The following is a 12,151-nucleotide window of genomic DNA, read 5'->3' as shown; positions in this document are numbered from 1 at the left end:
CAACCCCGGGCTGCGTTCTGGCGTGCGTTGCCTCGCCGCCCCTTCTGCCCCGTTGTGCCGGCGGCCCTTCTGCCGGGCGCCGCCCCCCACCCCCCCCCCCCCCCCCCCACAACTACAGATTCGGCGAGTGGTTCAGCCGCGGACGACCTCGGTGAGGTGGGCGACGGCGTCGGCGAGAGCGACCTCGGTCTTCTCGCCGCTCTTGCGGTCCTTGACCTCGACCTTGCCCTCGACCAGGCCCTTGCCGACGGTGACGATGGTCGGGACGCCGATGAGCTCGGCGTCCTTGAACTTCACGCCGGGCGAGACCTTGGGGCGGTCGTCGTAGAGCACATCGATGCCGGCGGCCTCGAGCTCACCGGCCAGCTTCGCGGCGGCCTCGAAGACGGCGGCGTCCTTGCCGGTCGCGACGAGGTGGATGTCGTACGGAGCGACGTTGCGGGGCCAGGCGAGACCGATGTCGTCGAGCGTGCCCTCGGCGATGGCGGCCACGGCGCGGGTGACGCCGATGCCGTAGGAGCCCATGGTGACGGTGACGAGCTTGCCGTTCTCGTCGAGCACCTGGAGCCCCAGCGCGTCGGCGTACTTGCGGCCGAGCTGGAAGACGTGGCCCATCTCGATGCCGCGGGCCAGCGTCAGCGGGCCGGAGCCGTCGGGAGCCGGGTCGCCCTCACGGACCTCGGCGGCCTCGATGGTGCCGTCGGGGGTGAAGTCGCGGCCGGCGACCAGGTCGATGACGTGCTTGCCCTCGACGTTGGCGCCGGTCACCCAGCGGGTGCCGGTGACCACGCGCGGGTCGACCAGGTAGCGGATCCCGGACTCGGACTTCTCGCCGAGCGCCTCGGGCCCGATGTAGCCCTTCACGAGCGAGGAGTGCCTCTTCAGCTCGACGTCGTCCATGGGCTCGACCTCGATCGGCTCCAGCTGGCCCTCGAGGCGCTTGATGTCGACGTCGCGGTCACCGGGCAGGCCGATGGCGAGCGGCTCGACGGTGCCGTCGGGGTGACGCAGCGTCACCAGCACGTTCTTCAGCGTGTCGCCGGCCTCCCACGGACGGTCCTCGCGCGGGAACGCCTCGTTGAGGTGGTCGACGAGCGTCTGGATCGTCGGCGTGTCAGGAGTGTCCTCGGCGTGGGCGGCCGGCACGTCCTCGTAGGAGAGCGGCTCGGGGGCCAGCGTCGTGACCGCCTCGACGTTGGCGGCGTAGCCGCCGGGCGAGCGTACGAAGGTGTCCTCGCCGGCCTCGGAGACGGCCAGGAACTCCTCGGAGGCCGAGCCGCCCATCGCGCCGGAGGTGGCCTTGACGATGACGTACTCGAACCCGAGGCGGTCGAAGACCTTGACGTACGCCGCGCGGTGGGCGTCGTAGGCCGCCGCCAGCCCCTCGTCGGTGTAGTCGAAGGAGTAGGAGTCCTTCATGATGAACTCGCGCCCGCGCAGCAGCCCCGCGCGGGGACGCGCCTCGTCGCGGTACTTCGTCTGGATCTGGTAGATGGCCAGCGGCAGGTCCTTGTAGGAGCCGTAGAGGTCCTTGACCAGGAGCGTGAACATCTCCTCGTGCGTGGGGCCGAGCAGGTAGTCGGCCTCCTTGCGGTCCTTGAGCCGGAAGATGCCGTCGCCGTACTCCGTCCAGCGGCCGGTCGCCTCGTAGGGCTCGCGCGGCAGCAGCGCCGGGAAGTGCACCTCCTGGGCGCCGATCGCGGCCATCTCCTCGCGGATGATCCCCTCGACCTTGCCGAGCACGCGCAGGCCCAACGGCAGCCACGAGTAGATCCCCGGAGCGGCGCGGCGGATGTAGCCGGCACGGACAAGCAGCTTGTGGCTCGCGACCTCGGCGTCGGCGGGATCCTCACGCAGGGTCCGCACGAACAGGGTCGACATACGGGCGATCATGCGGGCAAGCGTACGGCTCGCAGGACCGCTGCCGCGAACCGGTTGGAATTGGCGTTGCAACCGCGGCGGCACCCTGCGCATCTTTACTTTCATGAGAGGTATCCGAATCCCGGCACTGGCCACGGCCATCCTTGCTGCTCTCATGCTCCCGGTGACGCTCGTGTCACCGGTTTCTGCGGCGGCTCCCACCGTCGACGTACGTCCCCTTCCGCTGCCGATCGGCGAAAGCCCGACCGTCCCCTACCTCGATCGGCCCTCGGACACGTCGGTCGTGGTGGTCGACCCGAAGACCGGCGCGAAGACGCCGGTGAAACACGTCGGCGACGAGCTCGATGACTTCACGATCCTGGGTCGCTCCGGGAGCGGGTTCGTGCTGCGAGCCCGCAACCGCAACATCGACCGGCTCATCCGAGTGCAGATCGGTGTCGCGCAGAGGTCGCTCACCGACATGTACTACGCGGACCTGGCCAGGTTGTCGGCCGACGGCCGCTACCTGCTCAACACGAAGACCCTGACCAGCGGCGGAATCCAGGCTCAGGTGCGCAACCCCACCACCGGCGTGGTCGTCGCCCGACGCACCTTCAAGGCTTCCACCAAGCCCGATCCGATCGATGTCAGCGGGACCCGCGTGCTCGTGGGTGGCTACAGCACCCCGCGCACGATGATCTGGGACTGGAAGACGGGCACCGTCAAGACGATCGCCTCCCGGGCAGCGTACGCAGGCAACTTCGCCCTCAACAGGCTGGCGACCTACACCAAGAACCCGTCGGCGCCCGACGCCTGTTCGGTGGTCTCCACCGTCAGCGCCCCGGCCACCACGCTGTGGCGCGGCTGCCTCGAGGCGGTGGCGTCCTTCTCGCCCGACGGCGCCCGTTTCGCGACCAACGCGATAGCACACGAGAACCTCGTCGTGGTCCGGCGTCGCAGCATCCGCGGCACGCTGCTGACCACCTACCGAAATCCCAACGCGCTGTGGATGTACGCCTGGGAGTCCAACACCCGGATCCTGATGCGGTCCTACCCGGCCGACAGCGACAACTCGTGGCTGGTCCGCTGCGAGGTCGCCGACTGCGAACGCTCCTGGCGGGCGTACTGAGTCAGAACATCGACAGATCAGAACATGATGGTGGAGAAGCGGGCCGTCTCGAGGAAGCCGGCCCGCTCGTAGGCGCGGCGCGCGGGGGCGTTCCACTCGTTGACGTAGAGCGAGACGCGTGGGGCGATCTCGCTGCGGACGATGTCGCAGACCGCGGCCATGCCGCGGGCAGCCAGGCCCTCGCCGCGGCGGTGCTCGGGCACCCAGACGCCCTGGATCTGGGCGGCCTCGGGGGTCGCGCAGGCGACCTCCGCCTTGAAGACGACCTCGCCGTCCTCGATCCGGGCGAAGGACCACCCGCGCGAGATCAGCTGCAGCACCCGGGCGCGGTAGAGGTCGCGGCCGCCGCCGGTCTCCGGTGAGATCCCGACCTCCTCGGTGTACATCGCCACGCACGCCGGATAGAGGGCGTCCATGTCGGCGCGGACGGTGCGGCGTACGAACGGGTCGGGCTCGACCAGGCTCTGCAGCTGCTGCTCGAGATGCGGCTGCTCCCAGCGCTGGTCGCGCGGCGTGCCCCAGGACTCGCCGATCGATCCCCACAGCGCCCGCACCGCGGGCTGCCGCCCGACGATTGTCGAGACGGTGCGGACCCGGCTGCGGGCCCGCTCACCGAAGGCGTACGCATCCTCCTCGGTGGCCTGGATGGGGACGAGGTTGGCACCGACGTGACAGGCCGCGACCAGGTCGCCGCCGTCCCATCGGCCCCAGATCTCACCGCCGAGCCAGCGCGGCTCGAGGTTGGTGGTGCGCGCCCGGTACTCCGCGAACACGTTGACCACCGGATCCTGCGCGGTCAGGTCGAGGAACGCGCTGAGATCACCCGCGTGCAGCGGGCGGATCCCCTGGCGCGTCGTCAGCATGTCCCCGAGCCTAGGGCCAATCCGGTTGTACGTCGCCCCACGGCTCGCGGATCGGATCGGGCGCTGGTCAAATCGCAAAGGTGCGTTCGATCGTGTGCATTCGCTCGCGGATGGTCTTGAGACGTACGTCCTGGCCGGCCTCGCCGGTGTCTCCCCAGACCGCCCGGCCCACCATCACGCCGCGGGCGCCGAGCGCCTTCACCCGCGGCAGCCGCTCGCTGAAGTCGTCCCAGCCCATCCCGTCGGACCGCGCAACCCAGGAGGCTCGTCCGAGGTCGGCCCGCTCGATGTTCTCCAGGCCCTCGTCGTTGACCTTGAGCTTGAGCACGATGCCGCCACACTGCGACCGCGTGGCGAGGGTGGCCAGATCCTCGAGGCAGCCCGGCGTCGTGCAGTACGGCTCGAGGAAGACCCGGTCATAGCCGGGGAGACGCTCCAGGATGTCGAGGGCCATCCGCGCGCACTCGGTCTGGTGGTCGTCGAACCCGACCTTCACCGCGTCCGTCGATCTCTGCGGGACGACGAGCTCATCGACGGTCTCGATGTCCGGGAGCCCGGCGCAGGCGAGCTCGCGGCGTACGTCGCCGTGGCCCTGCGTGGGACGCACGACGATGCCCCAATTGGGGGTGTTGGCCACCAGATCGAGGATGTCGGGCCGGATGTCGGAGGAGTCCGGGGTGTGGAACTGCGCATCGTCTGCGTGATCGATGGCAAGCCAGAAATTGGTCAACGTTGTCGCCAGTCTGAAGAGGGAAACAGAGACGTGTGGAGGCGCTAAGCGAAGCCTAGACAGCACGACGCCGCATCAGTGGCATCTCGGGTTAATTGCGGGTTGCGCCGCGGGTCAGTACTCGCCGCCGTCTGCGACCACGCATTGGCCGTTGATCGCGCCGGCCATGTCGGAGGCGAGGAAGACGCAGACCTTCGCGACGGCGTCGGCGGTGACGAACCGGTGCCCCGGGATGCGCGCGGCCCGGTAGGCGATGTACTGGTCGACGGTCACCCCCTCCTTGCGGGCGTGCTTGACGAAGACCTGCCGCGACGACTCGCTCCACATCGGGCCGGGAGCGACGACGTTGGCCCGGACGATGCCCTCCTCCTCCTGCGCGATCGCCTGGGCGAGACCGGTCAGCGCGTGCTTGGACACGCCGTAGGCGGCGCGTCGCGACGGCGTACGGATCCCGAAGACGGAGCTGACCAGGACGACCGCGCCGGACCTGGCCGCCCGAAGCTTCGGCAGCGCGAGCGACGCCGTGCGCCACACCGAGGTCAGGTTGAGGTCAAGGGTGAGCTGCCACTCGGACCGGTCGATCTCGGCGACCGTGTCGGGACTGGGGTTGACGCCGGAGCAGTTGATGAGCCCCGACAGCGTCTCGAACCCGGCGAGCGTCTCGGCCAGGGCGTCCACGCCGTCGTCGGTGGTCAGGTCACCCTCCACCCGCGCGACCGCACCGGTCTCATCGGCCAGATAGGCCAGCTCGGTGGTGCGGCTGTAGGCGTGCAGGATCACCGGAGTGCCCTCTGCGCTGAGTCGGCGCGCGACCGCGCTGCCGAGGTCGCCGGTCGCGCCGAGGACGAGAACGGGAGCTCGCGGCGGGGTGCCCGACTCAGACGCTGTGCTCATGGCGCTCCTTGATCCGGTGGATCGCCGACCTCACCACGTCCTGATGGGCGGGCGGCAGACCAGTGAGACCCTCGAGATGGCTCACGCAAGTGATATCACCCATTTGCCCGAGCCGGTACGCGGTAATCGGAATCGCCGGGGCGAGGGTCGGATGATGCAGCCGATGGACCAAGGCGTCGGTGATGTCGGTGCCCCAGCCGAGCACGTCGCGCTCGCGGGCGACCGCGCCGGGGTCCTCCTCGCGGTTCAGGATCTCGAGGTAGCCGTCGACCGGAACCCGGCCGCGCAGGATCAGCTGGAACATCGCCGCCTTCCGCAGGAACAGCGACCGGAACGCCTCCAGCACGAACTCCAGCTCGTCCCAGTAGCGCTCCGGCGCCTGGTCGAGGAGGTCGCCGTAGTCCTCGCGCTCCTCGGTGAGGTAGAGGCAGATCAGCCGGTCCATCCAGGACAGGCTCTCGCGTACGCTCAGCCGGGCCACCGCGTCCAGGTCACCGGGCTGGAACCCGGCCTTGAGGAACGTCATCACCAGCGGCCCCATGTGCATGTCCGCGAAGCGGGCGCCGTCCAGGGCCATCCCGTGCCCGTCGCGCAGCCGGTCGCGGATGCCCTCGGCGACGAAGTACTGGTAGAAGGTCTCGTGGGCGAACTCCGCCGACTCCACCCCGTCCCTGGTCCGCCCGGTCACGCCGAAGACCTCGGAGTGGTCGAGCAGGTCGGCGATCCATTCGTACGTCAGGAAGTCCCGCTGCCGGGTGATGTCGAGGTCGCGCTGCAGGTTGGCGAAGAGCCACTCCGAGACGCGCGGGACCGGGATCAGGTCCTGCTCCTGCGAGGTCGGCTCGTCCATCCCGGTGAACAGGTCCCAGGCGATGTCGCGGTAGGTCTGGAACCGCACCCGACTGGGGATGCGTGAGCTCTTCCGGTCCCACGGCTGACCGCAGACGTGCTTGAGATGGACGGTGTAGCCGTCCCACTGGGTACGGGGCGCCGGAGCGCCCTCCTCGAGGGAGGCGTAGAGCTGCTTGAGGACCATCGGGGTCGCGGGGAAGAACCCGCCACCGCGCTCCATCTCGGCGGCCAGGTTGCGCAGCCTGTCGTCACCGCCGCGCTCCTCCCCGAGGGCGCGCACCTCGACCGGGGAGATCGGCTCGACGCGTACGACCATCGCCGACTCGACCCCGAGATCCTCCAGCCGGGCCGGGCTGCGCAGCTGTTCGGCGAGCTCGTCGCGCTCGGTCTGCAGGTTACGCTTGCTGATCACCACGAACCGTCCGCCACGGCCGAAGGCCGGGCGCAGCTCGCTCAGGTCGGGGCGGGTGACGCCGTGCTCCTCGGCGCTGGAGGAGATCAGGTCGAAGTCGTCGATCACGATCGGCGAGCGGTCCTCGTCGACCAGGGCGCCGTAGTCGACCGCGCCGTCGCGCAGGCTGATGTAGCGCACCTGCTCCTGCGAGGCGGTCCACTCCCGGGTCTCCACCGTCTTTCCCGAGCCGGAGGGGCCGGTGAGGAAGAAGAGGTTGGACTCGGTGTTGCCCAGCCAGCGGCCCAGCGCCTCGATGAGCAGGATCGTGGGCTGCTGCGTCGTCAGTCCGCTCAGCGCCGCCACCCGTGCCCGCGGGAAGGTCAGCCGCGAGCTGGTGGGCGGAACCGGGGCCGCCGGTGTGGCCGGGGCCAGCACGGGACCGGGCACCACCGTGTCCTCGCCACGCCAGGCGTACGCCTTCCACCACTTCGCCTGCCAGATGCCGGTGTTCTTCCGGATCCACTCGCCCCGATGGGCCGGGTCGAGGGTGCGGGGCACCGCGCCACCGACCACGCGGATGAGCTCGTCGAGCGGCATCAGCTTCGAGCCGGACGTACGCCGGTAGAAGGTGCTCCGGGCCATCGCCACACCGGCGCCACCGTCAGCTTTTCCGGTCACCTGCCGGATCCAGGCGCGCAATTCACCGTTGAACTGCTCCGGTGAGAGAGATTCGTCGGTCATTTCCCCTCACCGAGTCGCCCGCGTTCGCGGTTGAGAGTATCTCGCAGGCGTCCCACTTCTGTCCCAGAAACGTCCCAACTCACCTGGGACTGTCTTCACATCGTCCCCACTCCCACCCGCCCTCTGGCGAGACGGATGTGGCCTCCGCCACCGTGGAGTTGTCCCCATCAGGGACAGCGCCGGCCCCACCTACGGGCCCCACCGCTGAAGGAGATGATGACCATGAGGAACCACAAGTTCAGCATCGCCACCTTCGCCGTCACGCTTCTTGTCGTGTTCGGCTTCAACCAGTTGCTCAGCGCCGAGCCGCCCACGTGCCAGGCAGCCGCCGGCACCTCGTCCGTGTCCGTCGTCCTCACAGAAGGAGTGCTGTCATGATCAGCAACTTCATGCGCCCCGGCGAAACCGTCCGGGCCCGCGGCGGCACCCGCTCCGGAAAGCGCGGTGTCGTCGTCGCCACCGCCGCCGGCCGCACCAAGGTCCGCTTCAACGGCAGCAGCGGCACCCGCTGGGTGCGCACCGGCAACCTGACCTCCACCGGCAGCGGCTCGCTGTCCTGGATCCTGCCGGTCAAGGCAGCACTCGTCCTGTTCCTGGTCGTGCCGGGCATCCGGTTCGTCGTCGTCCACCTGTGGACCCACGGCGGCCTGGACGGGTTCGCCACCGCCCTCGGAAACCAGATGGGCCAGGCCGCACTCGCCTGGGGCCACCTGATCACCACGGACCCGCTCGGAGCACTCCTCCACCTCGGGTTCCTCGGCGTGGTCTCCAGGCTGATGCACTGGTGACACCACCGACACGGTTTCGCGACGTACGCGAGGGGGACGCCGCGAAGCAGAAGAAGAGGCCCGGTCCGACGGTTCGGACCGGGCCTTCTTGCGTCTGCGCCGCGGGATGCTGACCGAGGTAACTCGGTGGGTGCGCACTTCCTTCGTGGAGTTCCACGAAGGAAGCGACCGTTCACCGAGTTACCTCGGTGAACATCCACCCCGTCAGCCGCTGACGGAAACCTGCGCGCCGGCACCCTCGACGGGCTCCATGCCCTCGGCGATCTTCAGCGCCTCCTCGATCAGGGTCTCGACGATGGCGGCCTCGGGGACGGTCTTGATGACCTCGCCCTTGACGAAGATCTGGCCCTTGCCGTTGCCGGAGGCGACGCCGAGGTCGGCCTCGCGAGCCTCGCCGGGGCCGTTGACGACGCAGCCCATGACCGCGACCCGCAGCGGGACCTCGAGGCCGTCGAGACCCGCGGTGACCTGCTCGGCGAGCGTGTAGACGTCGACCTGCGCACGGCCACAGCTGGGGCAGGAGACGATCTCGAGACGGCGCGGCTTGAGGTTGAGCGACTCCAGGATCTGGATGCCGACCTTGACCTCCTCGACCGGCGGCGCGGAGAGCGAGACGCGGATGGTGTCGCCGATGCCCTGGCTGAGCAGGTGGCCGAAGGCGACCGAGGACTTGATCGTGCCCTGGAAGGCCGGGCCGGCCTCGGTGACACCGAGGTGGAGCGGCCAGTCACCGGCCTCGGCGAGCAGCTCGTACGCGCGCACCATCACGACCGGGTCGTTGTGCTTGACCGAGATCTTGAAGTCCTGGAAGCCGTGCTCCTCGAAGAGCGAGGCCTCCCAGATGGCCGACTCGACCAGCGCCTCGGGGGTGGCCTTGCCGTACTTCTCCAGCAGTCGCTTGTCGAGCGAGCCCGCGTTGACGCCGATCCGGATCGAGGTGCCGTGGTCCTTGGCGGCCGCGGCGATCTCCTTGACCTGGTCGTCGAACTTGCGGATGTTGCCCGGGTTGACCCGGACCGCGGCGCAGCCGGCCTCGATGGCGGCGAAGACGTACTTCGGCTGGAAGTGGATGTCGGCGATCACCGGGATCTGCGACTTCTTCGCGATCGCGGGCAGCGCGTCGGCGTCATCCTGGCTCGGGCAGGCCACCCGGACGATGTCGCAGCCCGACGCGGTGAGCTCGGCGATCTGCTGCAGCGTGGAGTTGACGTCGGAGGTGAGCGTGGTCGTCATCGACTGCACGGAGATGGGGCTGTCGCTGCCCACGCCCACCGACCCGACCTTGATCTGGCGGGTCTTGCGGCGAGGAGCGAGCACCGGGGCGGGTGCCTCCGGCATACCGATGTCTGTCGGCGTGGGGATCGACGTCATGTCTACCAATCTTACGGGCGGGTCAGGCTTGGAGATGAAGTGGGACGACGAGGTCGGCGACGATCAGGACAACACCCATCACCAGGAGCGCCGAGGCCACGACGTACGCCACCGGCAGCAGCTTCGCCGGGTCGGCATGTCCCGGTTCGGGCCGCCGGAAGACCTTGGCGAAGGCACGACGGATGCCCTCCCACAGCGCCGTCGCGATGTGACCGCCGTCGAGGGGCAGCAGCGGGACGAAGTTGAAGATGCCGATGAACAGGTTGAACCCACCGACCAGGAACGCGAAGCTGGCGACCTTCTCGCCGACGTCGAGGCCCTCGTGGGCCGCGATCTCACCGGCGATGCGGCCGCCGCCGACGATGCTGACCGGGCTGTCGGCCGAGCGCTCCTCGACACCGACGATCGCGAGCGCGACGTGCCAGACCTTGACCGGCAGTCTCAGCAGCGAGTGGACGGCGTTCTCGGCCATCACACCCATCTCCTTGAGCGCGTAGACCGGCCCCTCCTTGGTCGTGACCACGTGCGACTCGGGCGACATCCCGAAGAAGCCGACCTTCGCGGTCTCCGGGTCGGCGCTGGTGTCGTCGAGGTCCTTGACCCGCTCCTGCACGACGGTCTGGGTGTGCAGCGTCATCCGTTCGCCGTCGCGATCGATGACGATGGTGGCCTCGCGGTCCATGTTGTCGCGGATCAGCTCCTGGGCGACCGCCCATGAGGTCAGCTCGGTGCCGTTGAACGAGATCAGCTCGTCGCCGGGCTTCAGACCTGCGTCGGCGGCCGGGGTCGGCTTGTCGCTGGCGCGGCACTCGCGGCCCTGGTCCTCCCAGCTCAGCAGGCACTCCTGCAGGCTCGAGACCACCGGATGACCCTTGTCGACGACGTTCTCGCGAACCCCGTAGATCCCGAAGACGCCCCAGAGCACGAAGAACGCGATCGCGATGTTCACCGTGGGCCCGCCGGCCATCACGATGACCTTCTTCCACCACGACATCTTGTAGAACAGCCGCGGCTCGTCCTCGGGACGGATCAGCTCCCACTCGGCCGAGCGCGCGTCGCTGATCAGCTGGGTGAACATGCCGGTGTTGGACTTGCGCACCTTGAGCGCGCCGTCCTCGGTGCGCTCCCCCAGCTGGTCGGCGCCGGGCGGCAGCATCCCGACGATCTTGACGTAGCCACCGAGCGGGATCGCCTTGAGGCCGTACTCCGTCTCGCCGACCTGCTTGGACCACACCGTCGGCCCGAAGCCGATGAAGTACTGGGTCACCTTCCCGCCGAACGCCTTCGCCGGGATCATGTGGCCGAGCTCGTGGAGCCCGATCGAGACCAGGATCGCGAGAATGAAGCCGATCACGGCCAGCGTGTAGAGCAGGTAGCTCATGGACGGGTCTCCAGGATCCGAGTGGTCTCCTCGCGCGCCCAGGCGTCGGCGGCGAGCACGTCCTCGATGGTGAGGGTGCTTTCAGAGCGTACGCCGTGATGCCTCGCCATCACCTCCGCAATCGTGTCCACGATGCCGGTGAACGGGATCCGGCCCTCGTGGAAGGCATCCACGCAGACCTCGTTGGCCGCGTTGTAGACCGCGGGGTGGGTGCCGCCGCGGGTGCCGGCCTCGCGGGCGAGGCGTACCGCGGGAAAGGCAGAGTCGTCGAGCGGCTCGAAGCGCCAGTCGGCGGCCTTCGTCCAGTCGATGGGCGTCTCGGCGTCCGGCACCCGATCAGGCCATGCCATCCCCATCGAGATCGGCACCAGCATCGTCGGCAGCCCGAGCTGAGCGACGACCGCGCCGTCGGTGAACTCGACCATCGAGTGGATGTACTGCTGCGGGTGGACCACGACCTCGATCCGGTCAAAGGGTACGTCGAAGAGCAGATGAGCCTCGATGACCTCCAGACCCTTGTTGACCAGGGTGGCGGAGTTGGTCGTGATCACCCGCCCCATCGCGAAGTTGGGGTGCTTGAGCGCCTGCGCCGGGGTGACCTGGGCGAGCTCGTCGCGGGAACGGCCGCGGAACGGGCCCCCGGACGCGGTCAGCACCAGCTTGCGTACCTCCTCGGCACGGCCGGCGCGCAGCGACTGGGCGATCGCGGAGTGCTCGGAGTCGACCGGGACAATCTGCCCCTCCCCCGCGATCCGCTTGACCAGCGGGCCGCCGATGATCAGCGACTCCTTGTTGGCCAGGGCGAGCGTGTTGCCCGCCTCCAGCGCGGCCAGCGTCGGGCGGAGGCCGACGGCGCCGGTGATCCCGTTGAGCACCACGTCGGCGGGCAGGGCGGCGGCGTCGACCGAGGCATCCTCCCCCAGCCCGGAGACCTTGGGCGCGAACTCGGCCACCTGCGCCTCGAACAGCTCCTTGTTGGCCCCGCCCGCGGTCAACGCCACGACCCGGAACCGATCCGGGTTGGCCCGCACCAGGTCGAGGGCCTGGGTGCCGATGGACCCGGTCGAGCCGAGGATCACCACGTCGCGTGGTCGCTGCTCATTCACCCACCCATCTTCCCAGCAGAGGCTGAGAAGGCGCCAAGCGGC

The 12,151-nt window shown here is 69.1% G+C and carries 11 protein-coding genes; 3 read left to right on the top strand and 8 right to left on the bottom strand.

What is annotated here, in order from left to right; genetic code table 11:
• Nucleotides 1-132: 132 nt before the first annotated feature.
• On the bottom strand, nucleotides 133-1,893 hold the full coding sequence (locus ABT304_RS24255; RefSeq protein WP_350719133.1) for a proline--tRNA ligase: 1,761 nt from the start codon (nucleotides 1,891-1,893) through the stop codon (nucleotides 133-135).
• 91 nt (nucleotides 1,894-1,984) lie between these two features.
• Here ABT304_RS24255 and ABT304_RS24250 point away from each other — a divergent pair, with 91 nt between their 5' ends.
• Nucleotides 1,985-2,989, top strand: coding sequence for a hypothetical protein (locus ABT304_RS24250; RefSeq protein WP_350719131.1), 1,005 nt, complete (start codon nucleotides 1,985-1,987; stop codon nucleotides 2,987-2,989).
• Between the two features lie 17 nt (nucleotides 2,990-3,006).
• Here the strand turns inward: ABT304_RS24250 and ABT304_RS24245 are convergent, their stop codons facing one another.
• From ABT304_RS24245 to ABT304_RS24230, 4 genes are all read right to left on the bottom strand, one after another.
• Nucleotides 3,007-3,852, bottom strand: coding sequence for a GNAT family N-acetyltransferase (locus ABT304_RS24245; protein ID WP_350719130.1), 846 nt, complete (start codon nucleotides 3,850-3,852; stop codon nucleotides 3,007-3,009).
• 67 nt (nucleotides 3,853-3,919) lie between these two features.
• Complete coding sequence (locus ABT304_RS24240; protein WP_350719128.1) at nucleotides 3,920-4,582, bottom strand: hypothetical protein; 663 nt, start codon at nucleotides 4,580-4,582, stop codon at nucleotides 3,920-3,922.
• A 114-nt stretch (nucleotides 4,583-4,696) separates the two neighbouring features.
• On the bottom strand, nucleotides 4,697-5,476 hold the full coding sequence (locus ABT304_RS24235) for an SDR family NAD(P)-dependent oxidoreductase (RefSeq protein WP_350719127.1): 780 nt from the start codon (nucleotides 5,474-5,476) through the stop codon (nucleotides 4,697-4,699).
• The gene (locus ABT304_RS24230; RefSeq protein WP_350719125.1) at nucleotides 5,460-7,463 is read right to left on the bottom strand and encodes a hypothetical protein; all 2,004 of its coding nucleotides are present in this window, start codon (nucleotides 7,461-7,463) and stop codon (nucleotides 5,460-5,462) included. The genes ABT304_RS24235 and ABT304_RS24230 overlap by 17 nt, the downstream gene beginning before the upstream one ends.
• Before the next feature lie 222 nt (nucleotides 7,464-7,685).
• Between ABT304_RS24230 and ABT304_RS24225 the strand changes: the two genes are divergently transcribed.
• Both ABT304_RS24225 and ABT304_RS24220 read left to right on the top strand, forming a co-directional pair.
• Nucleotides 7,686-7,841: a hypothetical protein gene (locus ABT304_RS24225; protein ID WP_160024439.1), complete on the top strand. Its 156-nt coding sequence runs from the start codon at nucleotides 7,686-7,688 to the stop codon at nucleotides 7,839-7,841.
• Nucleotides 7,838-8,251: a hypothetical protein gene (locus tag ABT304_RS24220; protein ID WP_350719123.1), complete on the top strand. Its 414-nt coding sequence runs from the start codon at nucleotides 7,838-7,840 to the stop codon at nucleotides 8,249-8,251. Before ABT304_RS24225 ends, ABT304_RS24220 begins: the two co-directional genes overlap by 4 nt.
• 204 nt (nucleotides 8,252-8,455) lie before the next feature.
• Here ABT304_RS24220 and ispG read toward each other — a convergent pair whose 3' ends face one another.
• From ispG to dxr, 3 genes are read right to left on the bottom strand one after another with little or no spacing between them, the layout of a single operon-like run.
• Entirely contained in the window at nucleotides 8,456-9,622 is a 1,167-nt protein-coding gene (gene ispG / locus ABT304_RS24215; protein WP_350719122.1) for a flavodoxin-dependent (E)-4-hydroxy-3-methylbut-2-enyl-diphosphate synthase, read from the bottom strand.
• A 22-nt stretch (nucleotides 9,623-9,644) separates the two neighbouring features.
• A complete protein-coding gene (locus tag ABT304_RS24210; RefSeq protein ID WP_350719120.1) occupies nucleotides 9,645-11,003 on the bottom strand; it encodes a M50 family metallopeptidase in 1,359 nt (452 codons plus the stop codon).
• Nucleotides 11,000-12,109 (bottom strand): 1-deoxy-D-xylulose-5-phosphate reductoisomerase, encoded by a 1,110-nt coding sequence (gene dxr / locus ABT304_RS24205; RefSeq protein ID WP_350719119.1) that lies wholly within the window; start codon nucleotides 12,107-12,109, stop codon nucleotides 11,000-11,002. The genes ABT304_RS24210 and dxr overlap by 4 nt, the downstream gene beginning before the upstream one ends.
• Between the last annotated feature and the right edge of the window lie 42 nt (nucleotides 12,110-12,151).

This window comes from Nocardioides sp. NPDC000445, assembly GCF_040300245.1.
In the GTDB taxonomy this organism is placed as follows: Bacteria; Actinomycetota; Actinomycetes; order Propionibacteriales; family Nocardioidaceae; genus Nocardioides.
Note: the sequence above shows the minus strand (reverse complement) of the source record. Positions and strands in the feature narration are given on the sequence as shown.

Excerpts from the sequence above, each read along its gene's own strand:
- ABT304_RS24245 (WP_350719130.1), bottom strand. The coding sequence starts at position 3,852 with ATGCTGACGACGCGCCAGGGGATCCGCCCGCTGCACGCGGGTGATCTC.
- ABT304_RS24250 (WP_350719131.1), top strand. The coding sequence starts at position 1,985 with ATGAGAGGTATCCGAATCCCGGCACTGGCCACGGCCATCCTTGCTGCT.
- ABT304_RS24255 (WP_350719133.1), bottom strand. The coding sequence starts at position 1,893 with ATGATCGCCCGTATGTCGACCCTGTTCGTGCGGACCCTGCGTGAGGAT.
- ispG (WP_350719122.1), bottom strand. The coding sequence starts at position 9,622 with ATGACGTCGATCCCCACGCCGACAGACATCGGTATGCCGGAGGCACCC.
- ABT304_RS24210 (WP_350719120.1), bottom strand. The coding sequence starts at position 11,003 with ATGAGCTACCTGCTCTACACGCTGGCCGTGATCGGCTTCATTCTCGCG.
- ABT304_RS24220 (WP_350719123.1), top strand. The coding sequence starts at position 7,838 with ATGATCAGCAACTTCATGCGCCCCGGCGAAACCGTCCGGGCCCGCGGC.
- ABT304_RS24225 (WP_160024439.1), top strand. The coding sequence starts at position 7,686 with ATGAGGAACCACAAGTTCAGCATCGCCACCTTCGCCGTCACGCTTCTT.
- ABT304_RS24235 (WP_350719127.1), bottom strand. The coding sequence starts at position 5,476 with ATGAGCACAGCGTCTGAGTCGGGCACCCCGCCGCGAGCTCCCGTTCTC.
- ABT304_RS24230 (WP_350719125.1), bottom strand. The coding sequence starts at position 7,463 with ATGACCGACGAATCTCTCTCACCGGAGCAGTTCAACGGTGAATTGCGC.